Origin of the sequence: Polyangium sp. 6x1 (assembly GCF_029946515.1) — a bacterium.
Taxonomy (GTDB): domain Bacteria; phylum Myxococcota_A; class Polyangia; order Polyangiales; family Polyangiaceae; genus Polyangium.
The window spans coordinates 308,835-334,175 of record NZ_JARZHH010000001.1; the positions used below are offsets into that span (position 1 = coordinate 308,835).

At 67.1% G+C, this 25,341-nt stretch carries 16 protein-coding genes; 12 read left to right on the forward strand and 4 right to left on the reverse strand.

The window, feature by feature from the left end; all coding sequences use genetic code 11:
* Positions 1 to 5: 5 nt before the first annotated feature.
* Positions 6 to 2,261, reverse strand: coding sequence for a polyprenyl synthetase family protein (locus tag QHF85_RS01135; RefSeq protein WP_281325125.1), 2,256 nt, complete (start codon positions 2,259 to 2,261; stop codon positions 6 to 8).
* A gap of 10 nt (positions 2,262 to 2,271) precedes the next feature.
* Positions 2,272 to 3,132 carry a hypothetical protein gene (locus QHF85_RS01140; protein ID WP_281325126.1) on the reverse strand — a complete coding sequence of 287 codons (861 nt, stop codon included), beginning with the start codon at positions 3,130 to 3,132 and terminating at the stop codon, positions 2,272 to 2,274.
* Between the two features lie 165 nt (positions 3,133 to 3,297).
* Here QHF85_RS01140 and QHF85_RS01145 point away from each other — a divergent pair, with 165 nt between their 5' ends.
* Together QHF85_RS01145 and QHF85_RS01150 are read left to right on the forward strand one after the other, a co-directional pair.
* Positions 3,298 to 6,729: an NAD(P)-binding protein gene (locus QHF85_RS01145; RefSeq protein WP_281325127.1), complete on the forward strand. Its 3,432-nt coding sequence runs from the start codon at positions 3,298 to 3,300 to the stop codon at positions 6,727 to 6,729.
* Entirely contained in the window at positions 6,726 to 7,682 is a 957-nt protein-coding gene (locus tag QHF85_RS01150; RefSeq protein WP_281325128.1) for an acetoacetate decarboxylase family protein, read from the forward strand. Before QHF85_RS01145 ends, QHF85_RS01150 begins: the two co-directional genes overlap by 4 nt.
* A gap of 13 nt (positions 7,683 to 7,695) precedes the next feature.
* On the opposite strand, the gene QHF85_RS01155 is transcribed toward QHF85_RS01150, so the two are convergent.
* Entirely contained in the window at positions 7,696 to 8,901 is a 1,206-nt protein-coding gene (locus tag QHF85_RS01155) for an MFS transporter (protein ID WP_281325129.1), read from the reverse strand.
* A 96-nt stretch (positions 8,902 to 8,997) separates the two neighbouring features.
* Between QHF85_RS01155 and QHF85_RS01160 the strand changes: the two genes are divergently transcribed.
* The 4 genes from QHF85_RS01160 (at position 8,998) to QHF85_RS01175 (ending at position 14,178) form a co-directional block, all read left to right on the forward strand.
* Complete coding sequence (locus tag QHF85_RS01160; protein WP_281325130.1) at positions 8,998 to 9,960, forward strand: LysR family transcriptional regulator; 963 nt, start codon at positions 8,998 to 9,000, stop codon at positions 9,958 to 9,960.
* 170 nt (positions 9,961 to 10,130) lie between these two features.
* Entirely contained in the window at positions 10,131 to 11,354 is a 1,224-nt protein-coding gene (traA, locus tag QHF85_RS01165; RefSeq protein ID WP_281325131.1) for an outer membrane exchange protein TraA family protein, read from the forward strand.
* Positions 11,355 to 11,694: 340 nt separating this feature from the next.
* Positions 11,695 to 12,684, forward strand: a complete 990-nt coding sequence (locus tag QHF85_RS01170; RefSeq protein WP_281325132.1) for a glycoside hydrolase family protein — start codon at positions 11,695 to 11,697, stop codon at positions 12,682 to 12,684.
* 42 nt (positions 12,685 to 12,726) lie between these two features.
* Positions 12,727 to 14,178, forward strand: a complete 1,452-nt coding sequence (locus QHF85_RS01175) for an aminotransferase class I/II-fold pyridoxal phosphate-dependent enzyme (RefSeq protein ID WP_281325133.1) — start codon at positions 12,727 to 12,729, stop codon at positions 14,176 to 14,178.
* Between the two features lie 35 nt (positions 14,179 to 14,213).
* Here the strand turns inward: QHF85_RS01175 and QHF85_RS01180 are convergent, their stop codons facing one another.
* Complete coding sequence (locus tag QHF85_RS01180; RefSeq protein ID WP_281325134.1) at positions 14,214 to 15,293, reverse strand: aldo/keto reductase; 1,080 nt, start codon at positions 15,291 to 15,293, stop codon at positions 14,214 to 14,216.
* A gap of 89 nt (positions 15,294 to 15,382) precedes the next feature.
* On the opposite strand from QHF85_RS01180, the gene QHF85_RS01185 reads away from it, so the two are divergent.
* The 6 genes from QHF85_RS01185 (at position 15,383) to QHF85_RS01210 (ending at position 25,335) form a co-directional block, all read left to right on the forward strand.
* The gene (locus QHF85_RS01185) at positions 15,383 to 15,811 is read left to right on the forward strand and encodes a MarR family transcriptional regulator (RefSeq protein ID WP_281325135.1); all 429 of its coding nucleotides are present in this window, start codon (positions 15,383 to 15,385) and stop codon (positions 15,809 to 15,811) included.
* Positions 15,812 to 15,975: 164 nt separating this feature from the next.
* A complete protein-coding gene (locus QHF85_RS01190; RefSeq protein WP_281325136.1) occupies positions 15,976 to 18,360 on the forward strand; it encodes a pyridoxal-dependent decarboxylase in 2,385 nt (794 codons plus the stop codon).
* A 172-nt stretch (positions 18,361 to 18,532) separates the two neighbouring features.
* Entirely contained in the window at positions 18,533 to 19,600 is a 1,068-nt protein-coding gene (locus QHF85_RS01195) for an isoaspartyl peptidase/L-asparaginase (protein WP_281325137.1), read from the forward strand.
* Between the two features lie 73 nt (positions 19,601 to 19,673).
* A complete protein-coding gene (locus tag QHF85_RS01200) occupies positions 19,674 to 20,639 on the forward strand; it encodes a hypothetical protein (RefSeq protein ID WP_281325138.1) in 966 nt (321 codons plus the stop codon).
* A 187-nt stretch (positions 20,640 to 20,826) separates the two neighbouring features.
* Positions 20,827 to 21,714, forward strand: coding sequence for an ABC transporter ATP-binding protein (locus tag QHF85_RS01205; protein WP_281325139.1), 888 nt, complete (start codon positions 20,827 to 20,829; stop codon positions 21,712 to 21,714).
* A gap of 12 nt (positions 21,715 to 21,726) precedes the next feature.
* Positions 21,727 to 25,335: a M1 family aminopeptidase gene (locus QHF85_RS01210; RefSeq protein ID WP_281325140.1), complete on the forward strand. Its 3,609-nt coding sequence runs from the start codon at positions 21,727 to 21,729 to the stop codon at positions 25,333 to 25,335.
* Positions 25,336 to 25,341 lie beyond the last annotated feature (6 nt).

The following is a 25,341-nucleotide window of genomic DNA, read 5'->3' on the forward strand; positions in this document are numbered from 1 at the left end:
CGTCGCTAGAAGTTCCGTTCGAGCACGTACCATCCGAGCGCGCGCAGCCTTGCTTTCGCGACAGAAGGCGGAAGAAGCGGATCCACGCGCCTCCACGCCTCCTCGACGAGGTGACGGGCCTCGAGCACGCACGCGTCGAGCGCGCCCGTGCGCTCGATCTGCTCGATCAGGTCCTCGACGAGCGCGTCGTCGTCGGGTTTGTCGCGGAGCGTTTGCCAGAGCTGTTCGCGCGCGCGCCGATCCAGCGACCCGAGCGCCCGTACGACCGGCATCGTGACCTTGCCGATGCGGAGGTCCTCGCCGCGTTGCTTGAGATCGCCCTGAAAACCACGCAAATTCAGCACGTCGTCGATGAGCTGGAAGGCCATGCCCACGGCCTCGACATAGGCGCCGAGGCCCTCGACCTGCGCCTCTGTGCCGCCTCCCGCGATCGCGCCCATGCGCGCCAGCGCGCCCACGGGAGCGGCTGTCTTGAGCCGGTTGATCGCAGCCACGCGATGCGCGAGCTCCTGGATGTCGCCCGTGTCCACGGCGGCCGGCAAGAGCTCTCCGAGGCCGGCGATGTCGAGGGCCTGACCGCCGTGCCCCGCGCGCATCGCCTCGAAGTACAGGAAGAGCACGCGCTGCGCACGCTCGGGCGGCAAGGGACAACGCGAGAGGAAGAGCTCGGCCAGGAAGTACGCCGCCGTGCCCGAGTTGATCGCGATCGCCTCGCCGTGCACGAGGTGACACGCGGGCCCACCGCGGCGGATCGTCGATCCATCCTGCACGTCGTCGACCAAAAGCGAGCCCGTGTGGATGAGCTCGGGGATCGCGAGCCACGGGGAAAAACCCGTGGAGTCGCCGCCGGTCGCGTCGATGCAAGCGAGCGTGACGAAGGAGCGCCAGGCCTTGCCGCCGCGGTCGATGACGTCGAGGAGCGGCCCCGTGAGCGAGCGACCGATCAGCACCGGATCGACGCCCTCGAGGCTCTCCTCGCGGCCCACGCAGCCGATGAGCTCCACGAGCGCCGTCTGCGAAGGCGAGCGCGAGACGAGCGAGGTGATCTCGTGTTGTGCACCGCGACGCACGGCCGAGAAGAAGCCCCCGAGATCGAGGTACGCGGGCGGGAACGTCTGCTCGATCCATGCGATGCCCGCGATCGGCCGACCCCAGCGCGTCCCCGACGCGCGCGCGCGTCCTCGCCATGCGGGCGGGCTCGCGATGAGGCTCGCGATCTCCTGCGCGACCATCGACGTTTCGAGGACGAGCTCGAGCCCGGCCGCGGGGACCTCGAGCGTGAAGGAGACGGGATACTCGCGGTACGAACGGGTGCTCTGCCACGTGGTGCGCGCCGCGAGCGAGGCGCGCTCGTCGACGAGGGCGTGGCCTCGCACGTCCATGACGATCGCACGCGCGCGCGTCGGCTCCGCACCTGCGCGCGCAGACATCTGTACGACCACGGAGCTTCCATCGTCGAGGTGGACGAACGCTCGCTGCGTGACGAGCGAGCCCATCGAGGCATCGCACGCGGAGGCGCGGAAAGGAGGCCCGATCACGCGGTCGTAGTGGCCGAGCCCGGACACCACGAGCTCCTCGCCATCGAGGAAGATCGTGCCGTCGACGAAGCAACTCGGGAGCGCGTAATGGAGCGAGGCGCCGGCCTCGTCGGGCATGTTCTTCGTCGCCTCGTGCAAGACGACCCCCGGCTTCAGCGCGCGGAGACGCAGGTCGCATCCACGCGCGCCGCGGAGCTGCCCGAGCACGAGCCGATAGCTCCCATCGGGCCTCCGTGAAAACAGGCTGCCGCCGTACCGCAGCTCGAGCCCCCGCGCGGAGGCGGCTGGCTCGCCAAACATCACGTGCTCGGGCGCGGGAAGCGCGCCTGCGTCGAGCATTTCGAGCGCTGCGCGGGCGAGGCCCCGATCCATGGGCGTCTCGCCGCGCGTGATGGCCTCGCGCATGGCGCGAAGACGCGCGGCGTCGAGCTCCTGCCGCGCGCGGTATCGCTTTGCGCTTTCATCCGCGAGCGCGAAGGAGAGGCCGTGCGTGGGCACCGGATCGCCGCCCGCGGAGGCGAACACGCGCCGATCGAAAGCGGCCCACAACGAGAGGGCGCGCTGCGCCTTCGTCTCGACGTGGACCGCGAGGGACCATCGTTCGAACGACGCGCCCTCGGGCTCGTCGCGCTGCGTGACATCCACGCTCGCAGGCCGCGTTTGCTCGGGATCGGCGTGCGTCCGAGCGGGCTCCGGCTTCTTTGCGAACGGGGTCGATCTCATGTCGCCTTCGTCAAGCGAGCCGATGCCCGCGTCCGCAGCAATGGGGCAAGGTGAGCTTGAAAGGGGCGCGGAGCTCGAACGATCCGAGCGGCGACCGATCGATCCCGCGCGAGCGATAGGTGCCGACGACGAGCCCCGGGACGAACGCGTCCTCGATGCGCATCGTCGTATCGAGGGGCCTCACCTGCGCGCGCTCCCAGTCGCTCTCGTGGTCGGCGCAGGAAAAGAGGGGCCCGCGCGAGATTGGCTGGCAGCAGATGAGGGGCTGGCGAAGGACGTCGAGGATCGCCTCGTGGTTCGGCGCCTGCGTCGCGGGCTGGAATTCGCCTGTCACCTCGTAGCGCAGCGACACGAGCGGCTCGCCGCCGCTCCCGGACGAAAAGACGCGGAACGTGCCGACCTGGCGGGGTTTTCCCTCGGAACGCGCCTCCTCGTTTTCCGCGCCGCCCGCCGTCGTCTCCGGATCGACCGTCGTCTCGCGGATGCTGCCGTGGTGCTTTGCGAATCCCCAGAACAGCCATCCGCCGATCACGGGCAAGAGCTGGCTCGCGAAGAGGCGTGGCAGGAAGAGGAAAGGTCCACGCGCGCGTCCTCCGCAGAGATCGCGCTTGGAATGAACGAACGGCACGCCGACGATCTGCTCCTTGTACGTCGCCCCGGGCAGGAGCATGCGAGGGAGCGTGAGGTGCGCGCCGTACCGGTGATTGAAAGAAAGCAAAACGGGGTGCGTCCCCGGCGGCGTGTGGTCCTGAGGTCCGAGCGTCAACCCGTCCGGCAGCATCCACGCGACCTCGTCACGAGGCATGACCACGGTCACGCAATGGCTCGAAAGCTTCCCCACGACGTGGATGGATCGCGGGCTCTCTATCATTGATCCTCCGCCAAACGGACGAACTGTTGCACCGACGTGGCGGTTTGTCCACTCCCTCGCGCCGTCCATCGACCGGTGCCGCGTGTCGGTGTGGGGCTTGCGTGGCTCCGCGGCGGCCGTTTACCATCGCGCCCTCTCCCCACGTGGAGGAGGCAGAGCCGAACGATGTCCGAATCAGCGCCGAACAGGAAAAAGAAGATCGCCATCCTCGGCGGCGGCGTGGGAGCAATGACCGCGGCGTTCGAACTGACGAGCGTACCTGGCTGGAAAGACGAGTACGAGGTGACCGTCTATCAGCAGGGCTTTCGCCTCGGCGGCAAGGGCGCGAGTGGCCGCAGCCGCGAGATGGCCGATCGCATTGAAGAGCACGGCCTGCATATCTGGCTCGGCTTTTACGAGAACGCCTTCAACGTGATGCGGCGCTGCTACGAGGAGCTCGGGCGCAACCCGAACATGCCGCTCGCGACCTGGGACGAAGCGTTCAAGAAGTTCTCGTACGTCGGCGTGATGGAGTGCATCGAGGGGGAGGACGGTATCCCTCCCGGGTTCGACGTCGATCCGGACTGGGTCTTCTGGATCGAGCATTTTCGCGAGAACGACGAGACGCCGGGGCAGGGCAAGGAGTTTCTCTCGATCTGGGACACCGTCGGCAAGATGATCGGCCTCGCGCTCCGCGCATTCGAGACCTCGCCTTTCGGGCCGCCGCAAGGCGCGCCCGTGCCGGGGGCAAACCCGGACAGCGCTGCTTCACGGACGCCTCCACCGCAGTCGACCGCGCTCTCGCTTCGCCTCACCACAAAGGCGGGCCCGCGCAAGGAGAGCTTCCTGGCGGACATGGCCACGATGACGGTCGGCGTCGTGGGGAGCGCGCTCGGGCTCGTCGCGCGTGGCTCGCGCGCCCCGCGCCGCCGCCCCCGGACGAAGGTGGTCTTCGGGCCGCTGACCGCGCGCATGCAGCTTCTTCGCGCGCGCGAGCTCGCCACGGGCTCGCACGAGCACGGGTCGGCCATCGTCGCGATCCTCGACGACGTCCGCGAATGGTTATGGGACGAGCTCGAGCCGGTCGTCGAGCAAAACACCGTCCTCCGGCGCCTGTGGATCCTCATCGATCTCGTCGCGTCCGGCCTGCGCGGCATCGTCTTCGACGGCGTCCTCGAGCACGGCTGGGACGTCCTCGACAAGTACGACCTCGTCGAATGGTTGCGCCGCAACGGCGCGAACGAGCTCACGCTCCGCTCGGGCGTCCTTCGCGGGACGTACGATTTCGTGTTCGCGTACGAAAAGGGCGACACACGAAGGCCGAACCTCGCCGCGGGCACGATCGCGCGCGCGATGTTGCGGATGATCTTCGAGTATCGAGGGGCCATCTTCTGGAAGATGCAGGCCGGCATGGGCGACGTCGTCTTCGCGCCGCTTTACATCGTCCTGAAGAGCCGCGGGGTGCGCTTCGAGTTCTTCCACCGCGTGACCCGGCTCGAGCTCGACGACACGAAAGACGAGGTCGAGCGCATTCACGTCGACCGGCAGGTCTGGATCAAGCCAAACGCCGAGGCCTCGGCTCCGGCCCCTGCATACGACCCGCTTTTCCCCACGAAGGGCCTGCTCTCCTGGCCGAGCGAGCCCCTCTACGAGCAGATCGTGGACGGCGACGCGCTGCGCGCGGGCTGGACGACGCTCAATTCCAACCTCGAATCGTTCTGGTCCACCTGGAAGCCCGTCGAGAAGCGCGTCCTCCAGAAAGGCGAGGATTTCGACCTCGTACTCCTCGGCATTTCGCTGGGCGCTCTCCCCTTCCTTTGCCAGGAGCTCATCGCGCACCGGCGGCAGTGGCAGGACATGGTCCAGCACGTCACGACCGTGCAAACCCAATGCATGCAGCTCTGGATGCGCCCGAGCCTCCAGAACCTCGGCTGGAACGGGGCCTCCTCGTGCGTCGCGGGCTATGCGCAGCCCGAGAACACGTATTGCGACATGACGCACCTCATCAACCGCGAAAACTGGCCCGTGGGGACGCCGGAAGACCCGAACCTCGATTATCCCGGCAGCCTCGCGTATTTCACCGGCCCGCTCCTCGACGCGGATATCTTGCTCCCCTCGAAGGACAGACCCGACGTCGTCGAGAGGCCGTTCCCCTCGCCTCCGTTCGTCGGTCCCTCCGACGCGGTGGCCCCTTTTGCGCCCTCGCAGGCGGCCGCGCCTTCCACGGGTGAGGCAAGCATCGCCCACGATGCGCTCCGCAGAAATGGCCTTCCTCGGCCCTCGGATCACGATTTCCCCCGGCGAATGCACGAGGAGGTCCGGCGCATCTCCATCGATTGGCTCCAGAAGAACCCCGGCGTGCTCTGGCCTGTCGCGACGACGACGCATGACGCGAACGAGCTGAACTGGTTTTTCCTGGTCGATCCCCGGCGCCGCGAGGGCACGGCGCGCTTCGACGCGCAGTACTGGCGTGCGAACATCGATCCCTCGGAGCGCTACGTCATGTCGCCGAAGGGCTCGACCTATTATCGCATCCATGCGGACCGCTCCGGGTACGACAACCTCTACCTCGCCGGCGACTGGACGAAAAACGGGCTCGACACGGGCTGCGTCGAGTCCGCCGCGATGTCCGGCATGCAGGCGTCTCGCGCGATCTGCGGTTTCCCCGAGAACATCGTCGGCGACTACGACGCGAAAGGCACCTCGGCCGCGTTTGGCCCCCTCGAGGTCGTCGGCGATTACGACGGCGTCTGCATGGTCCTCTCGATGCCCGAGAACGACGTGCGGCGCATGCTCCCCCCCGGGCTCGATCTCGTGGAGCAGGAGATCACGCCGCCCGGCTTCCACCCGCTCGTGATCGCGCTCGGCGCGCGGGAAGGCACGCACCTCTCGTTTCCGCTTTCTCTCTTTCATCGGACGTACCGGGAGGTGATGAATGCCATCCCGTTCGTCCGCATGACCGGGTTTTCCCTCGGTCGCGGCCCCTTCACGTACGTGCCCCGCTTCTACGTGAGTGATCCGCTCATGGCGGGCGGGGGGCTGCTCTTCTGGGGGTTCGATACCGAGCTCGCCAGCATCGACATGAGGGAAAAACGGTCGTCCGGCAATGAGCGGTTCTGGCAGGTCCGCTCCCCGCTGCGCCGCTTCTGCGCGCTGTCGGCGTCCACGCAGGGCCGCGACTCGTTCCGCAGCCTCGAAGATTGGCTCGACCGCGGCCCGGCCTGCAAGCTGCCGATCCGCGGCGCCGCGTCGGATCCGCTCGGCAAGACGGGCGCCATCGCGCGCAATGTGAATGCGATCTCGTCGATGCTCTCGCAGCCGCTCCTCACGCGCTCGGCGCGCGGCCTCGGGCCTCTCGTCTCGGCCTGCCTCGACTGGGGGCTCGGGCGGTGCGAGGTGCGTCCCCTGGACGGCCGCTTGAACCTCGAAGACGAGTATCTCAAGGGTCCGATGCGCGGCAAGTATGACGTCACCGGGTTCGACACCGGAGCGAGCGCGTCCTTCGGCTTCCAGATTCGCACCCGCTGGAAGCTCTCGCTGCCTGCGCCCTCCGGCCTCGCGTCGCGCTTCGTCGAACAGCACGGAATCAACCAGCTCGCGCTCCGGAGGACGTCGTGAGCGACACCGGGGTTTCGGGGTACATCGAGCGCGCGGACAACCAGGCGCTTGCGCAGCCGCTCGCGCTCTCGCGCGCGACGCTCTACCTGTTCCCCGTCGAGGCGGACGTCGGGCGGCAGCAAGCGCTCTGCGATCGGTTCCTGAACCGCCCGTCCTTTGGCGTTTGTGATTATCGCGCATTCCTGCCGCGCGTCGTCTTTTGCTTCGCGCGGCTCGGTGTGGCCCGCGCGCAGAGCGAGCCAGACGCCGAACGAGGCTTTTTCTCCTTCACCATGGCCGGCGTCTGGGTCCCCGCCGTGTCCACGCGTGGCGCTCGACCTGTGGTTTTTCCCTACTATACATTCGTGGACGAGAGCCACGCGCTCGTGACCGGACGCGAGGTGTGGGGGTTTCCCATGGAGCTCGCGAGTATGGAGGTCCCCCGCGATGCCGCCGCCGCGCACGTGTTTCGCGTCGCGCCGGTCCTTCTCGACCGATTTGGTCCACGGACCCTGGCGCGCGCGGAGCAGCTCTTCCAGATCACGAAGGTGCCCGGGACGAGCCGGGCGCTGTTCGGGGAGGTCTGGGAGGATACGAAGGCCGCGATCGCCGGCGCCTCGAACCTGCTTTTCGGCGGGCCTCGGATCGCCGTGCCCGACGCCGGTGTGCTCCTCGACGTCGCGCAATCGATCTCGTCCGGGCTCACGTTCGCGCTCCTGAAGCAGTTCCGCGACGCCGAGCGGCCCGAACGAGCCTGTTATCAGGCGGGCGTCGAGGCGCGCGCAGCCACCCAGCATTTTCACCGGGCCGGTGTGCTCGATGGCCGCTTCGCGCTGAACCTCAAAGTCGCCGACAGCCATCCCATGGTCGAGGAAATGGGGCTCGCCGCGAAGTCGTTCGACCATCTCGTCGGGCTGTTCGTGGACCTGGACGTCGTGGTGGAGAGCGGCGTCGAGCTCTGGCACGCGCCCTGACGAACGCCTCTCTTCAACGTGACATCCGCGCGACCAATGCAGCAGCGGAGGACGCCGTTGCCAGCGCGACGACGCCGAGCCAGCCCCATTGCGCCAGCGCCAAGCTGCCGAGCGCGGCGCCCCCGGCCATGCCGATGAACATGCCGGTGAACAACAGCGCGTTCAGGCGGCTGCGCGCGCCGGGCTCGATTCCATAGACCAGGGTTTGATGCGCGACCAGCGTGGCCTGGACGCCGAAGTCGAAGCCAATGGCTGCAATCACGATCAGACCCAGTTGCGCCGTGCTCGGCAGCATCGGCAAAAGCCACATGGTCGCGAACGAGACCGCGGTCAGCCCTGCGCCGAGCCGCGTGACGAGCGCCGGTCCGCGTCGGTCGGAGAGGCGCCCGGCCAGCGGCGCGGCGAGCGCGCCTGCCGCGCCGGCCAATCCGAAAGCGCCGGCGGCGGCGCTGCCCAGGTGGAAGCTGCCGTGCAGCATGACCGCGAGCGTCGACCAGAAGGCACCAAACCCGAGCGACAGCAATCCCTGCGCGAGCGCCGCCTGGCGGAGCTGCGGGTAACGGCGCCATAACGCGATCAACGAACCCATCAAGGCGCGGTAGCCCAGTTGCGTCGTGGGCTGAAAGCGCGGCAAGCCTTGCCAGGCGACCACGCCGATCAACGCCATGGCCGCCGCGGCGGCGATGTACACGGAGCGCCAGCCGAAGCGCTCGGCCACGAAGCCGCTGACCACGCGCGACAGCAGAATGCCGAGGAGCAAGCCGGTCATGACCGTGCCCACGACCTTGCCGCGCTGCGATTCCGGCGCCAGGGTCGCGGCCGCCGGCATGATGTCCTGCGCCAGCGTCGCCGTCAGCCCGACGGTCAGGCTGGCCCCGAGCAGCCATGCAATCCCCGGGGCGAAGCCGCTCAGCAAGAGCGCGAGCGAAAGCAGCGCCGCCTTGATCAAAATGATGAGCCGCCGGTCATAGCGGTCTCCCAGCGGGGCGAGCAGCAGGATCCCGAGGGCATAACCGAGCTGCGTCATCGTGGGCACCAGGCCCACGAGCCGGTCGCCGGCTTGAAGATCCGGGCCCAGCACCCCCAGCATCGGCTGGCTGTAGTAGAGCGACGCGACGCTCAGCCCGGCGCCGGCGGCCAGCAGAAGCACGAGCGATCGTGGGAGCCCGACCTGGGTAGGGGCGGCGACGGTGGCATGCGTGACATGAATGGCTGACATGGGAGACGCCTCTTCCGTTGACGGTGATGCCATCGTACGAGCCACTCCGAGCACGTGGTAGCTGCCTCTCGCGCAGACTTGATATACGCTTCGCGCATGACCAACGCGGACATGACGGGCATGGACCGGATCGGCCTGATGCAGACCTTCGTGCGCATCGTCGAGGCCGGCAGCCTCTCGGCCGCGGCCGCGCAGCTCGGGACCAGCCAGCCGACCGTGAGCCGGCGCCTGCAGGCGCTCGAGCGCTCCCTGGGCCTCAAGCTGCTCCAGCGCTCGACGCATGCCATGAAGCTCACCGACGACGGCGCGCGCTGCTTCGCGCACGCCAAGACGCTGCTCGATAGCTGGCAGGCGATGACCTCCGATTTGCGCGGGGCCAAGGACGCGCCGGAAGGCCATTTGCGGGTCCTGGTCCCGCACGCGTTCGGGCAGCACCAGCTGCTCGCGCCGCTCTTGACGTATCTGAAGCGTTATCCGCAGGTCACGGTCGAATGGCTGCTCCAGGATCGGCGTCCCGATTTCATCGCCGAGGGCATCGACTGCGCGGTGCAGGTCGGCGCGGGGGACGATCCTTCCGTCGTGGCCGTTCGATTGGCCGAGGTCCCGCGCATCGTGGTGGCCGCCCCGGAGCTGTTCCGCGAGCGGCCGTTTCCGAAAGAACCGGACGATCTCGCAGCGCTTCCCTGGCTCGCGCTGCAAACGTATTATCGCAACGAAGTGGCGCTCACGCGAAAGGCCGACGGTGTCACCCGCCGCTTCGAGATCCGGCCTCGCCTGAGCACCGATAGCCTGTTTGCGTTGCGCAATGCGATCCTCTCGGGGCTCGGGGTCGGTATCGTCTCCGCGTGGATGGTGAACGACGATCTGGAGCAAGGGCGCCTTCGGCATCTGGCGCCCGCGTGGGAAGCGCCGCGGCTGCCTGTCCACCTCGTCTATCCCTATGCGCGCTTTTACCCGGCCCGGCTGCGCGTGTTCCTGGAGGCCATGCGCAAGGCGGTGCCGACGATCACCGGGGTAGGCTCGAGCGCGCCACCGGATACGTCAAGGAACGTCAGCTGACGTCAGCTGACGTCAGACCGGCGTGCGCTGGAATCGTGCTGTCATACGGCGCCAGACAGCTCGTTCTTGCGATATCGGCCATATCATGTTAGGGCCCCAACTGTGCGCGCGCAGTGCGGCACACCCTTAATGGTGAGATAATGCAGCTGAAACGAACACTTGTAGGTTCCTTGATCGGCCTCGCTCTCGCTCCGGCCGTGGCCCGCGCCGAGCCCGTCGTCGTGCCGGAGGGCGTCGCGGATGCCGTCGACGGCGTGGGCACGGGCCTCTGCGCCGCGTCGGCGATATCGACGAATCCGGTGATGGACTGGAACCTCAACAGTCCCGGGAGCTATACGGAGTCGGTCGACACGTTCATCGACGCGCACGCGGCCGACCGCGTCGAGAACGTGATCCGCTCGCGCCTCGATCTGTCCAACAACGCCGCGTCCGGCCCCAAGATGAGCTACGGCGATTTCATCGACGCCGAGCTGCCGGATTGCATGACGGGCGGGTGCGATTTCTTCGTCAACGATACGACGACGACCTTCGCCTCGCGCATACGCGGCTTCTTCAACGTCACGGCCGACCTCGCGAACAAGCCCATTCACTTCGGGGTGTACGCGGACGACGCCATCAGCCTCACGGTGTACGACAAGAACGCAAACGCATATCCCGTCGTCGTCCGCGCCCCCGAGCTCGGTACCGCGACGTGGCGCGTGACGAACGAGGTCACCTTCTCGACCCCGGGGCTCTACCCGATCGAGATCCTCTACACCCAGATCGCCGAGCACGCCGCGCTCGAAATCTCATATTTCGTGGGTGATTTCGACGACTTCAAGCGAGGGGCCAACACGCCGCCCATCGTCAAGCTCAACGAGGCGGGATTCACGCTTCTCCCATCGACCTCCTTTTTCCAGACGTTGAGCGGCACCCCCTCGTACCCGGATCTCGGCGTCTGCAAGCAATGCGAGCGGCAGTTCGTCAACCAGGCCGGGAGCAACGGCTGTGACGCCGGGCAGTACTGCAATGAAGCGGCGCTCTGCGCGCCTTGCGACACGAACGAGCTCTGCGGGCCGAGCTGCGCGCCTTGTGGTGGCGATACCCCGTTCTGCGTGAACCTGAATGGCAATCTCCAGTGCGGCGGTTGCCGCACGGACGCCGACTGCCCGAGCGGCGCCACCTGCGATCCGAACACGAAAACCTGCAACGAGCCGTCTTCGCCCGCGGGCTCGGGTGGAGCCGGCGGCAACGGCGGCAGCGGCGGCGACAGCGGCGGCCCACACGGCTCTTGTGGTTATCGGGCCGAACCGAGCGCGTCGCACGCTGGCATCGCGGGCATTCTGTGTCTCGTGAGCGCGGCGCTGGCTCATGCCCGGTCGCGTCGGCGCACGTCCAGCTCCTCACGCCGTTGAGGTCCCCTGTGCCCTCACGGGCACGTCTCGTCCAATCACCTCGGGGATGGCGCCGGTGACGGCGCCGTCGCCCCCACACGATCGATCCGCTTTTCTCCCGCAGTAAATTCCGATTTTTGCTCGACATGGCCCTTGACTTCGCGAATCCGCTTGGGCCCACTGTCCGCATATGCTGTCCGGCCCCGAGATAGGTGCTCCCGTCGCTGCCCGGCGCCCTGTCCCGCGACGCGATCGATGCGCTTCTCTCGATGCGCCTGCCCGAGTGATCGATACCCACGTGGAGGTGATCATGTCCCTGATTCATGACGCACGGACTCGATGGTTTGCGGGCGCGGCTGCCATGGCAGCGCTCGTCTCGATGGCCGCGTGCGGCTCGAACGAGCCGTCCCCGGGCAATGGCGACGCCGGCTCCGGCGCGTCGATGAGCACGAGCAGCAGCAGTGGCTCCGGTGGGAACGGTGGCCCCGGTGGCTCCGGTGGCTCCGGTGGCTCCGGTGGCTCCGGCGGGAATGGCGGCAATGGCGGCGGGCCGCCGACCAACCATCCCACCAGCTGCAAGCGCGGCGTCGCTTATGGGTACCATTCGAAGGCCGACATGCAGGTGCTCTCGCCGACGGTGGCGTGGTGGTACAACTGGGCGCACGTGCCGGACGAAGGCGTCAAACCCGACGCATACAAGACGCTCGGCGTCGAGTACGTGCCGATGGTGTGGGGCGGTGGCGGCCTCGACAGCGCGCACGCCGCGCAGATCGCCAGCGAAATCCCCGAGGGCGCGAGCTTCTTGCTCGGCTTCAACGAGCCGAATTTCGGCTCGCAGGCGAATCTGTCGGCGTCCCAAGCCGCAGCGCTCTGGCCCCACGTGGAGGCAATCGCCGACGCGCGTGGCCTCGCGCTCGTCTCGCCCGCCGTGAACTTCTGCGGCGGTTCGTGCCAGGAAACGGATCCCTTCAAATACCTCGACGAGTTCTTCGCCGCCTGCGAGGGGTGCCGCGTCGATTACATCGGCATCCACATCTACACAGCCTGCCAGGGCGACGGGAACAACAAGGCCCAGTGGCTCATCAACCACGTCGAGACCTACAAGACGCGGTTCGACAAACCGCTCTGGCTCACCGAGTTCGCCTGCGACAACGCCAGCTCGCTCGCCGAGCAAAAAGACTTCATGGTCGACGCGCTCGAGTACCTGGAGAACGAGCCGCGCATCGCGCGATACGCCTGGTTCTCGGGCCGCGCCGACAACGTCGCGAACGCGAACCTGCTCGGCGCGGACGGCGTGCTGACCGAGCTCGGCCAGGCGTATGTGGCCGCACCCCACAAGCCCTGCGAGTGACGGAACCGCTCCGTTCGCCGTCGTTCTGCGGTAGAAGGGCGCATGCCTCGCCCGTTCCGACACCCCGCGCCGCTCGAGCTCGGCGGCGCCGAGCTCCGCGACCTCGTCTCCGCCTGCATGGATCGGCTCGCGCCCTTTCTGGATGGGCTGAACGAGCAACCCACCCATTCGCTCGACGGTAGCCACAAGGTCGCCCGCGCCTTCGACGAGCCCATGCCCGAGCGCGGCGTGCCCTTCCGGCGCGTGCTCGCGAGGCTCTTCGATCGCGCCATTCCGGTCAGCTTGAATCCGGCTTCGCCCGGCTATCTCGGGTACATCCCCGGCGGCGGCCTGCCGAGCACGGCGCTCGCGGATCTCATCGCCGACGTCACGAATCGTTACACGGGCCTCTGGATGCCTGCGCCGGGGCTCGTGCAGCTCGAAATCAGCGTGATTCGCTGGTTCTGCTCGCTCGCGGGGTACGGGCCTTCCGCGGGGGGCTGGATCTGTTCGGGCGGGTCGATGGCGAACCTTGCCGCCGTCGTGGCGGCGCGCGAGGCGAAGCTCGGGGAGGATATCGCCGGAGGCGTCCTTTATACCTCGGAAGGAGCGCATCACTCGGTGGCGAAGGCCGCGCGCGTGGCCGGTTTGCCGCGGCGCGCCACGCGCGTCGTGCCCGTGGACGCTTCGTTCCGATTGCAGCGTGACGCTCTTGCAAAAGCGATCGCCGAGGATCGGACCGCGGGGCGCCGGCCCTTCCTCGTCGTCGCGCAGGCCGGCTCCACGCCGGTCGGCGCGGTGGACGACCTCGCCGCATTGGCCGACCTTTGCGCCGCCGAGGGATTGTGGCTCCACGTGGACGCGGCGTACGGCGGGTTTTTCCTCCTCACCGAGCGCGGGCGATCCTCGCTCGCGGGGATCGAGCGGGCGGACTCCATCGCGCTCGACCCGCACAAGGGATTGTTTTTACCTTATGGAACCGGCTGCCTGCTCGTGAAAGAGCGCGCGACCTTGCGCGCGGCCTTCTCCGAGACGGCCGCGTATCTGCCGCCTTCGCAGGAGGACGCAGACCACTGGGATTTCGCCGATCTCAGCCCGGAATTGAGCCGCCCGGCCCGCGGCCTGCGCATCTGGCTGCCGCTCTGGCTCCACGGCGCGTCGGCCTTTCGCGCCGCGCTCGACGAGAAGCTCGATCTCGCGCGGGACGCGGCGGCGCGGGTGCGGGCGCTGCCCGGAGTGCGAATCGTGGCCGAGCCCGAGCTATCGTTGTTCGCGTTCCGGGTCGAGCCGCCGGGCATGAACACCGCGGAGCTCGACGCATTCAATCGGCGCGTGCTCGCCCGCGTCAATCAGCGAAAGCGCCTGCTGCTCACGGGCACGACGCTCCGTGATCCGGCGCTCGGCGAGGACGTCTTCGTCCTTCGCGTCTGCGTGCTCTGCTTTCGCACCCACGCGGACAGGATCGACATGCTGCTCGAAGATCTCGCCGAGGCCATCGCGGACCCGCGGGGGTGAGCGCCGCCCACACCCGCCCCCGCTGTCCGCCTTCGTCAGTAATGATCGCCCTTCTTCGTCACGCCGAACGGGATGAGCTGCGAGGGTTGACCATTGATCGTCGTCCCCCCGGCCTGGATCATCCGCGCCAGCTCGAGGAAATCGGCCGGGAAGTTCAGCTTCGGCTTGGTGAGCGCGTCGAGCGCCGCCGTCTGCTCCGGCTTGAGCTTCAGGTCGAGCGCCTTCAGGTTGTCATCGAGCTGCGAGAGCGTGCGCGCACCGATGATCGTGGACGAAACCCCCGGGCGGGCCTGCACCCAGGCGAGGGCGACGCGCGCGACGGTGCTGTCGAGCTCCTTGGCGATCCGCTGGAGCTCATCGATCACCGCATAACTCGTCTCGTCGAGGAAGCCCGCGGCCCATTGCCGCCCCTCCACCTTGACGCCGTTCGTCCGCGTGTATTTGCCGCTCAGGATCCCGCTCTTCAAGGGGGACCACGGCGTCACGCCGAGCCCGAGCTCCTCGGCCATCGGCATCAATTCCCCTTCGACCGTCCGCTCGAGCAGCGAATACTCGATCTGCAGCCCGACGAACGGCGCCCACCCGCGGAACTGGGCGATGAGCTGCGCCTGCGCCACCTTCCACGCGGGCGTGTCGGACACGCCGATGTAGCGGACCTTCCCCGATCGGACGAGATCGTGGAGCGCCGCCATCGTCTCCTCGATCGGCGTGAACTTGTCCCAGTTGTGCAGCCAATAAAGATCGATGTAGTCGGTGCGCAGCCGGCGGAGCGATTGCTCGCAGGCGGCCACGATCGACTTCCGGTTCGAGCCGCCGCCGTTGGGATCGCCGACGTACAGATTCGCGCTGAACTTGGTGGCGATCACCAGCCGGTCCCGCTTCTGCCGGTCGTGGCCGAGGTGATCGCCGATGATCTTCTCCGAATGCCCCTTCGTGTACAGGTTCGCCGTGTCGATGAAGTTGCCCCCGAGCTCGATGTAGCGGTCGAGGATGGCTTCGGAGTCCTTGACACTGCTCCCCCAGCCGAGGTCTTCTCCGAACGTCATGGCGCCGAGGCAGAAAGGGCTCACCCGCAGACCTGAGCGACCAAGCGTGACGTAGTGATCGAGCGGCATCGCGTCTCCTCCCGAACTAGTTCCACATCTGAACAGTTCAAGATTAAACTAGTCTCGCCCGCGCCGTTGTCAAGGGCAAGCAGGAGAACATGAGAAAACCTTCCCCTGGGGAGCTCTGGACGCTGAACTTCGAGATGACGATGGGCGTCATGGCCGAGGTCGAGCCCGAGGTGCGCGAGCTGGGGCTCGAGATGAAGGAGTTCTTCCTCCTCGGGAAGCTCGACGACCACCCCTATCCTGCCGACCTCGCGCGCGCGCTGATCACGCCCAAGCCTACGATCACCTTCATGGTGAAGCGGCTCGAGGCGGCCGGCTTCGTCAAGCGCCAGACCGAGGCGGACGACCTGCGGCGCTTTCGCCTGACGCTCACCCCCTCCGGGCGCAAAACGATGGAGGCGACGCGCGCCATCCTCGACGAAGCCTTCGGGCGAAGGCTCGCGCGGCTCTCGGCCGGCGAGCGCGCCGAGCTCCTGCGAATCCTCGTGCTGCTGGCGGAGAAGCACGCCGATCCCTGCTGACGACGCGGGCCCGCGGTCGTCACGAAGGGACGCGCGGCTCCCCCTCCGCCGGCGCCGGGCATTCCATGGGCTTTCCTTGATTCGACGGGATCGCTCCTGTATACGGCCTTCACCCCGCGCTGCGGAATGCTCGGGACAGCGGGGAAGGAAGGGTCGTGGGAGAGATGAGCGACGAAAAAGCCCGGAACGGCAAGTCGAACGTGAAGCAGTATTTCCGCTTCGGCGAGAGGCCATTTCTCAAGGGCGCGGGGACCCGGTCGCCGGAGGCTTGGTTTCTGGGCACGAAGGCCGAGAACGCGGACGAGCTCGAAAAGCTCATCGTGGAGGCCATCCGGGACCATTCCTTCTGGCGGCGGAACTTCCACCCCCAGGATCCCACGCACATCACCGAGCAGGCCAAGCGGCACCCGTCCTACCTCCACGCGATGGACTCGCTGAAGGACAACCTGCGGTCCTTGATGTCGTTCCTCAAGAAATCGGTGCCCTTCTTCAGCGGCCGGTATCAGGGGCACATGAACTGGGACACGTCGCTCCCCAGCATCCTGGGGTATTTCGCGGCGATGCTCTACAACCCCAACAACGTCGCATTCGAAGGGTCGACGTCGACGACCATCCTGGAGATGATCGTGGGCGACGATCTCTGCCGGATGCTCGGCTATCCGGTCCCGGAGGACGGCGACGCCGCGAAGGGGCTCGTGCGGCCCTGGGGGCACATCACGTGCGGCGGGACCGTGGCCAACATCGAGGCCATCTGGTCGGCGAGGAATCTCAAGTTTTACCCGCTCTCGCTCCGCGATGCATTGAAGGCCGAGCCCTCCCTCGCCGCGGCGCGCGACATCGAGGTGACCACGTGCGACGGCAGGCGCGCGCGCCTCGCCACGCTCGACGCATGGTCGCTCCTGAACCTCAAGGTGGACGACATCCTCGCGCTCCCCGAGCGCCTCACGGAGGAGTACGGCATTTCGAGTGATACCATCACGAAGGCCATGTCGGGCCACTCCCTCCAGCACCTCGGAATGCAGGAGCTCTTCCGGCGCTGCGGGACGGACGTGGCCGCTTCGCCGGTGATCCTCGTCCCCGCCACGAAGCATTACTCGTTCCCCAAGGCCGCGGCCGTGCTCGGCCTCGGTTCGGCCAACGTGCTCGACGTCCCCGTCGATTGCGACGCGCGCATGAGCCTGACCGCGCTGGAGAAGATGCTGCGGGATTGCATCGCGCAGCGGCGGCCCGTCATCACGGTGGTGGCCGTCATCGGCAGCACAGAGGAGAGCGCCGTGGATCCGCTGAAGGGGGTCCTCGAGCTGCGCCACAAGCTCCAGAAGGAGGGTTTGTCGTTCACGGTCCACGCGGACGCGGCGTGGGGAGGTTATTTCGCCTCGATCCTGCGGCCCGACGAGGGCCCGCGCCCGAAAGACGATCGCACCGGTCCGGCGCCCGAGATCGGAATGAGCGGGTACGTGACCTCGCAGTTCTCGGCGCTCGGCCGGGCGGATTCGATCACCGTGGATCCGCACAAATCGGGCTACATTCCTTATCCGGCCGGGGCGCTCTGTTACCGGAATTCCGCCATGCGCGACATGGTGACGTTCAAGGCGCCCTACATCCTGCACGGGGACGCCGAGCCCACCGTGGGGATCTATGGGCTCGAGGGCTCCAAGCCGGGCGCGGCCGTGGCGGCGGTGTATCTGAGCCACAAGGTCATTCGACCGACGCGGAGCGGATACGGGCAGATCCATCGGAGGGCGCTGTTCAATTGCAAGCGGTTTTACGCGCGGCTGCTCAGCATGGCGAGCCCGGACGATCGGTTCATCGTGGTGCCGGTCCCGCGGCTGCCCGCGGAGATCTCGGGCGCCGACGTGGAGACCGAGCGGCGCTTCCTCCGCGAGCGCATCGATCGGCGCAGCGTCGACGAGCTCCTGTCCGACCCGGAGGCCATGGCGCTCCTGCCCGAGATCGGGCCCGATCAGAACATCCTGACCTACGCCATCAACTTCAAGCACCCGGACGGCTCGCTGAACACGAACCTCGACCTCGCGAATCGATTGAACAAGGCCATCTACGACCTCCTGAGCATCGATCCCGGGGACGACATCTATGGCTATCGAATGATCGTGAGCACGACGGACTTCAGCGAGGAGCACTATGGGAGCGTCTTCATCGAAGACTACAAGCAGCGCCTCGGGGTCGCGTCGTCCCCCGGCACCACGGTGACGGTGCTCAGGTCGACGACGATGGAGCCATGGATCCTGGAGACGCCCGAGGGGTCGATGCTCGACGTGCTGGAGAACGAGCTCCGGGACGCGATCTTCAAATCGATGATGCGCGACTCGATGTTCCAGATCTTCGAGGAGATCGATGCCAACCGGGATGGCGTCCTCGACGTCGGCGAGGTGATGGGCAAGTTCCGGGAGAAGGGCTATCGGGACACCGAAATCGACGAGTTCTTGCGCCTGTGCGACATCGACAGGAGCGGGACCGTATCCATGGATGAATTCCTGGGGGCGTTCTCGCAGTTCGTCGCCAAGGGGGCGCTCACCGCCAGCAGGTGACGCGGACGGGCCACGCCGTCGCGGAGGGGCCGCGGCCGACGAATACACTGGAAATCCCATGGTATTCGTGTCCCGGCCCCCTGGCAGACGCCCGTCGATTCGTGGCTGCATGCGCGCAGGGAAGGGTGTACACCCATGCATGCCTGCTCTGCGCCCTCGCTCCCTTGCGGCCATGGCTGCCTTGGGTGCCCTGCTCCTGTCGCTCGGCTGCTCGCCGGTTTTGCCGAGCCCCCGCGCGGACATCGAAGAGACCCACGTCGCCCCTCCGGCGCCTCGCTGGGGGATCGCCATTCACGGAGGCGCGGGCGTCATCGATCGCGCCAAGCTCTCGGCCGAACGCGAGGCCGAGATGCGCGCGGTCCTCACGGCGTCGCTCGAGGCGGGGCACGGGATCCTCGCGAAGGGGGGCAGCAGCCTGGACGCCGTCACGGCGGCCATTCGAATCCTCGAGGATTCGCCGCTCTTCAATGCCGGCAAGGGCGCGGTCTTCACGCACGAGGGGACGAACGAGCTCGACGCGGCCCTCATGAACGGCCACACGCGTGAGGCGGGCGCGGTCGCCGGGCTGCGCCACGTGCGAAACCCCATCGCGCTCGCGCGAGCCGTGATGGAGAAATCGCCGCACGTGATGATGATGGGCGAGGGCGCCGAGCGCTTCGCCGAACAAGAGGGGCTCGAGCTCGTGCCGGAGAGTTATTTCTACACGGAGGAGCGCTGGCAGGCGCTCCAGCGGGCCCTCGCGGCGGAGAAAGAGAAAAAGGCAGAGCCAGAGCAGCAGGGCAAACAGCAGAGCTTCTGGGAGAGCCCCGCGGGGCGTGAATACAAATTCGGCACGGTGGGCGCGGTGGCGCTCGATCAGGCGGGCCACCTCGCGGCGGGGACGTCGACGGGCGGGATGACGAACAAGCGGTTCGGGCGTGTCGGGGATTCGCCGATCATCGGGGCGGGGACGTACGCGGACGAGGGCTGCGCGGTATCGGCGACGGGGCACGGGGAATACTTCATCCGCTACACGGTGGCCCGCGACGTGTGCGCGCGGGCCGCATATTCAGGAATGAAGCTCGGGGCGGCGGCGGATCGGGTGGTCATGGATGTCCTCGTGAAGGCCGGGGGCGAGGGGGGCATCATCGCCATGGACGTGCAGGGGAACGTGGCCATGCCTTTCAATTCGAAGGGGATGTACCGCGGGTACATGGGGGCGGACGGGGCCGCGTCGGTGGCGATTTTCCGGGATCCGTGAGGTTCTCCCGTTTTCTTTCCTCGCGCCTCCGGGCGCCGCGTGACGGCGCGTGATTCGCGCCTAGACTTTGCCCATGAGGCTCGTCGGACAGATCCACGTGACGCTGCGGGGCGAGGTCATCCATCGGGAGCCGAGCTTCTGGGAGAAAATCAAGCAACGGCTCGGCGGCCCGCCGGACCTCGCCACGGACCGCGTGCGCGTGGCGTTCGAGGCGAGCGCGCTCGTCGACGCGATCAAGCGCGCGCTCGTGAGCTTGGGGTTCGACAACGCCGTCTCGCTCGTGGTCGACGATACCGTCGTTTTTCAGGACACGGACGGCAAGGCGGGTGATTTGCCCGATCTCATGATCGCGATGTCGGAGCACACGTCGCTCTTCGGCAGTGGATTCCGGGAGCTCCGGCTGGCGCTCGAGCACGAGGAGGCTGGTTTGCACCTGCTCGTGGAGACGCGGGCGTTCACCGAGCACCACGCGGGGGAGCCTTCGGCGTACGTCTCGATCGGCGGTCGGCTCGTGGAACTCGAACCGAGGCGCGGCGAGTCCGCGGAGGAATACCGCAATCGTGTCACGCCGCTCGTCGCGGACAGCACACGCCTCGACGGCGCGCGGCTCCAGTTCGAATCGTTCGTGGCGCGCCTCGAGGACGCCTTGCGGGCCACGATGCCCGAGGCGCTCATCTCGCAAAAGCGCGCCGAGGCGCTCGTCGTGAGGCCGTCGCGCGCGCCGGCAGCAGAGGAGGCGAAGCTCGAACCTTCGAACCCTGCCTACGACCCCTACGCGCGGTATTACCCGAGCCCGATGGGGATGATGCTCGACGTCATGCTGATCTCGTCGTTCATGCACATGATGCACGCGCCGATGATCCACGTGGTGAGCCCGTCCGGAGCGCCGGTTGGATCGGCCGCGGACGTCTCGCAGGATCCCGGTCTCGCGGAGGCCGACGCCGCGGATACGGGCGACGGCGGGGACGTGGGGGACGACGTCGGAGGCGACGACTTCGGGGGCGGCGACTTCGACGGGGATTTCGGCGGGTTCGACTGAAACGGTTTGCCCGCCGTCGGGGTCCGGCACATTCGTCGTGAATGGCGCGACCTGAGAAGCAACAGCAGGGCACGCCGGTTGACCGCGGCCCGGAACGCTGGTACGCGTCCGGTGAGACGAATCACGGTTTCATTGCCGTCTGCCATGAACACGCCCGCTGCCCGCGGCTCTCTCCTGCAGGGACATCATGCTCGCCATCCGTAACCTCGGAAAAACCTACGCCAATGGCGTCCACGCGCTGAACGACGTCACCCTCGACATCCCGCGCGGCATGTTCGGCCTGCTCGGCCCGAACGGCGCCGGCAAGTCGTCCTTGATGCGCACGCTGGCGACATTGCAGGAGGCCGACAGCGGCAGCGCCACGCTGGAAGGTGTCAACGGCGAAACCATCGACGTCCTCCGCGACAAGGACGCGGTGCGGCGCCAGCTCGGCTACCTGCCGCAGGACTTCGGCGTGTATCCGAAGGTCAGCGCGGAGGACATGCTGGAGCATTTCGCCGTGCTCAAGGGCCTCGTCGACCGCAAGCAACGCCGCGAGGTCGTGGACGGCCTGCTCAGGCAGGTGAACCTGTGGGACGTGCGCAAGCGCAAGCTCGGCACGTACTCGGGCGGCATGCGGCAACGCTTCGGCGTCGCGCAGGCGCTCCTCGGAAATCCGCGCCTCGTGATCGTCGACGAGCCCACGGCCGGCCTCGATCCCGAGGAGCGCAATCGCTTCCTCAACCTGCTCGCCGAGATCGGCGAGAACGTCGCGGTGATTCTCTCCACGCACATCGTCGAGGACGTCACCGACCTGTGCCCGACCATGGCCATCATGAACAAGGGCCAGGTGCTGCTGACCGGAAAGCCGAGCGATGCGATCGCCGCGCTCGCCAATCAGGTGTGGCGCAAGCAGGTCACGAAAGCGGCGTTGCCCGAATACGAGGCGAAGCATACCGTGTTGTCGACGCGGCTCGTCGCCGGCCGTCCGGTGATCCACGTGTTCAGCAGCGAATCGCCGGGCGAAGGCTTCGAAGAGGTCGCGCCAAACCTCGAAGACGTGTACTTCCAGCTCCTGCGCGCGCAGGCCTCCTGACCTGGTGCTGCCATGATTCGTGAGCTTTTCCGCTTCGAGCTGCGCGAGCAGCTCCGTTCTCCACTGCTCTGGCTGATCTCCGGCTTGTTCGGATTGATGGCCTTCGGCGCGGCCAGCAGCGAGGCCGTCCAGCTCGGCGGCAGCATCGGCAACGTCTTCCGCAATGCGCCGACGGTCCTCGCCACCTGGCTCGCGCTGTTCACGCTGCTCGGGATGCTGGTCATCACGATCTTCATCACGAGCGCACTCCTCCGCGATTTCGAGCAGGGCACGGCGGAGCTCTTCTTCGCCAGCCCGATCCGCAAACGCGACTACCTGCTCGGCCGGCTCGGCGCAGCGCTCGCGGCGAGCCTGGCCGTGTACGGCGTGATTGCCCTGGGCATGTTCATGGCCCAGTTCATGCCGTGGATCGACCCTGCGCGCCTCGGGCCGGTATCGCTGAAGCCCTACCTATGGGGGTTCGCGGTGTTCGTGATCCCGAACCTGCTCTTCACCGGCGCGCTGCTTTCGCTGATGGCCGTGGTGACGCGCAGCATCCTGTGGGTCTACATCGGCGTCATTGCGTTCTTCGTGCTGTACGGCATCAGCTCGGCGCTGCTGCGCGACCTCGACAACGTCTGGGCCGCGACGCTGATGGATCCGCTGGGCACGCGCGCGCTCGAACGCACCATTCGTTACTGGTCGGCCGAGGAGCGCAACACCGGCCTCCCGGCCATGAAAGGCTACCTGCTCGCCAACCGCGCGCTATGGACCGCCGTCGCCGCGGCGCTGTTTGCCGCGACCTTCGCGCTGTTCAAGACCGAGCGCAGCGGCACCGGCCGCCGGCGCTGGGGCCGCAAGGCGAACCAGGAGGCGCTCGCAGTGGCGAATCACGCGGCCCGGCCCGTCGCCGTCGCGGCCGTGCAGAGGCCCGCGCCCCTCTTCACGACTCGCACGGTGTGGGGGCAATTCCTGCGTCAGCTTCGATTCGACACCGTCGGCGTGTTCCGCAGCGTGCCATTCCTGGTGATGCTCGCGTTCGGCATGGCGAACTTCATCCCGACGGCGCTGCTCCGCCGCACCATGTATGCGACGCCGATCTATCCGGTGACCTCGCAGATGCTGTCCGCGCTGCAGGGCAGTTACAGCTTCCTGCTGGTGATCATCGTGCTGTTTTACGCCGGCGAGCTCGTGTGGAAGGAGCGCGGCGCCAAGATGCACGAGGTCACCGACGCCATGCCGGTGCCGAGCTGGGTGCCGCTCGTGGCGAAGTTCGGTGCGCTGATCGCGGTGATCGCCGCATTCCAGGTGATCGGCGCGGTCACGGCGATGCTCCTCCAGCTCGGCAAGGGCTATACCCATCTCGAGCCGCTGCTTTACCTGAAGACGCTGACGCTGGACTCCGGCGTGTATGTGCTGATGGGCGGCCTGGCATTGACCCTCCAGGTGTTCAGCAACAACAAGTTCGTCGGGTATGCGCTGCTGATCCTGGTGCTCATCCTGCAAGGCGCGCTCGGCCTGATGGACTTCACCCATCACCTCTACAACTTCGGGAGCTGGCCGAACGCGCCGTATTCGGACATGAACGGGTATGGCCACTTCCTGTCGGGGCAGCTCTGGTTCCAGGGGTACTGGGCCCTCCTGCTGCTCGCGCTGCTGCTCCTGTCGGTGGCATTCTGGGTGCGCGGCAGCGTCGGCACCCGGCGCGAGCGCTTCGCGGTGGCCCGCGAGCGCCTGCGCGGTCGGCTCGGCGTGGCATTCGCCGCGAGCTTGATCTCGTTCGCAGCCGTGGGCGGTTTCCTGTTCTGGAACACGAACATCCGCAACACCTACCGCTCGCCCGAGCAGAAGCTCGACCTCTCGGCGCGTTACGAAAACGAATACGGCGCCTACAAGAACCTGCCGCAGCCGAAGATTTTGGCCTCGTCCTCGCAGATCGACCTGCACCCCGAGTCGCTCGTCCTCCGCGTCGATGGGGTCTACCGCGTGCATAACCCGCACGCCTCGGCGATCCACGAGGTGCACGTCAGCCTCGACGAGGACAAGGCGCTCGTCTCGATCGACCTCGGCGGCGCCGAGCTCACGAAGCACGACGCCCCGCTGGGCTACCGCATTTACCGCCTCGAGCGCCCAATGCAGCCGGGCGAGGTGCGCGAGATACGCTTCAAGCTCGACTATCACCCGAACGGCCTGACGAACGAGCAGGCGCAGACGCAGATCGTCGAGAACGGGAGCTTCTTCAACAACCGCATGTTCCCGCAATTCGGCTACGACGAGCGCGCGCAGATCGACGACCGGAACGACCGCCGCAAGCGCGGGCTGGGCGAGCCCACCCGCATGCCCAAGCTGGAAGACCAGGCCGCGCGCGCGAGCACCTATATCGGTGACGACGCCGACTGGATCGATTTCAAGACCACCATCTGCACCGCGCCGGATCAGATCGCGCTCGCGCCGGGGTACTTGCAGGAAGAGTTCCGCCGCGACGGCCGCCGCTGCTTCAGCTACGCGATGGACCGGCCGATGCTGAACTTCTACGCGTTCCTGTCGGCCCGCTGGCAGGTGAAGAAGGGGTTTTACAAGGAAGGCACGCCCGAGCAGATCCCGATCGAGATCTATTACGATCCGAAGCATCCGTACAACGTCGATCGCATGATCGAAGCGGTGCGCAAGTCGCTCTCGTACTTCGAGGCCAATTTCACGCCGTACCAGCACCGCCAGGCGCGGATCATCGAGTTTCCGGGCTACGCGAGCTTCGCCCAGAGCTTCGCCAACACGATCCCCTATTCGGAGTCGATCGGCTTCATCGCCGACCTGCGCAACAAGGACGCCGTCGATTACGTGTATTACGTGACCGCGCACGAGATCGCGCACCAGTGGTGGGCGCACCAGGTGATCGGCGCGAACGTGCAGGGGGCGACCGTGCTGTCGGAGTCGCTCGCGCAGTACTCGGCGTTGATGGTGATGGAGCAGGAATACGGCCGCGCCAAGATGCGACGCTTCCTCAAGGAGGAGCTCGACAAATACCTCGCCAATCGCGGCGGCGAGCGGGTCGAGGAGCTGCCGCTCTACCGGGTGGAGAACCAGCAGTACATCCACTACCAGAAGGGATCGCTCGTGTTCTACCGCCTGCGCGAGGAGATGGGCGAGGCCGCGCTCAATCGCGCGCTGAAGAAGTTCCTAAAGGACAAGGGGTACCAGAAGCCGCCGTACACGACGTCGGCCGAGCTCCTCGAATACATCCGTGCCGAAGCCGGCCCCGCGCACCAGGCGTTGATCACCGATCTGTTCGAGAAGATCTGTTTCTACGACAACCGCGTGCAGACGGCGACCGCGCGCAAACGCGACGACGGCAAGTACGAGGTCACCCTCGACCTGTTCGCGGACAAACGCTATGCCGACGGCAAAGGCAAGGAGACGGCCGGCGAGCTCGATGATTGGATCGAGGTCGGCGTCTTCGCGCGCGGCGAGTCAGGCAAGGAAGCGGACGAGAAGGTGCTTTACCTGGAGCGCCACCACGTGACCACGCAGCACATGCAGGTGAAGGTCGTGGTCGACGCCGAGCCCCACGAAGCCGGCTTCGATCCCAACAACAAGCTGATCGATCGCGTGTCCTCGGACAACCGCAAGCGCGTGGAGCTCTGAGTCGAA

Bases quoted from the DNA above. Each gene is read 5' to 3' on its own strand.
- QHF85_RS01135 (WP_281325125.1), bottom strand. From the start codon at position 2,261: ATGAGATCGACCCCGTTCGCAAAGAAGCCGGAGCCCGCTCGGACGCAC.
- QHF85_RS01175 (WP_281325133.1), top strand. From the start codon at position 12,727: ATGCCTCGCCCGTTCCGACACCCCGCGCCGCTCGAGCTCGGCGGCGCC.
- QHF85_RS01205 (WP_281325139.1), top strand. From the start codon at position 20,827: ATGCTCGCCATCCGTAACCTCGGAAAAACCTACGCCAATGGCGTCCAC.
- QHF85_RS01185 (WP_281325135.1), top strand. From the start codon at position 15,383: ATGAGAAAACCTTCCCCTGGGGAGCTCTGGACGCTGAACTTCGAGATG.
- QHF85_RS01140 (WP_281325126.1), bottom strand. From the start codon at position 3,132: ATGATAGAGAGCCCGCGATCCATCCACGTCGTGGGGAAGCTTTCGAGC.
- QHF85_RS01160 (WP_281325130.1), top strand. From the start codon at position 8,998: ATGACCAACGCGGACATGACGGGCATGGACCGGATCGGCCTGATGCAG.
- QHF85_RS01200 (WP_281325138.1), top strand. From the start codon at position 19,674: ATGAGGCTCGTCGGACAGATCCACGTGACGCTGCGGGGCGAGGTCATC.
- QHF85_RS01170 (WP_281325132.1), top strand. From the start codon at position 11,695: ATGGCAGCGCTCGTCTCGATGGCCGCGTGCGGCTCGAACGAGCCGTCC.
- QHF85_RS01190 (WP_281325136.1), top strand. From the start codon at position 15,976: ATGAGCGACGAAAAAGCCCGGAACGGCAAGTCGAACGTGAAGCAGTAT.
- QHF85_RS01195 (WP_281325137.1), top strand. From the start codon at position 18,533: ATGGCTGCCTTGGGTGCCCTGCTCCTGTCGCTCGGCTGCTCGCCGGTT.
- QHF85_RS01155 (WP_281325129.1), bottom strand. From the start codon at position 8,901: ATGTCAGCCATTCATGTCACGCATGCCACCGTCGCCGCCCCTACCCAG.
- QHF85_RS01210 (WP_281325140.1), top strand. From the start codon at position 21,727: ATGATTCGTGAGCTTTTCCGCTTCGAGCTGCGCGAGCAGCTCCGTTCT.
- QHF85_RS01180 (WP_281325134.1), bottom strand. From the start codon at position 15,293: ATGCCGCTCGATCACTACGTCACGCTTGGTCGCTCAGGTCTGCGGGTG.
- QHF85_RS01145 (WP_281325127.1), top strand. From the start codon at position 3,298: ATGTCCGAATCAGCGCCGAACAGGAAAAAGAAGATCGCCATCCTCGGC.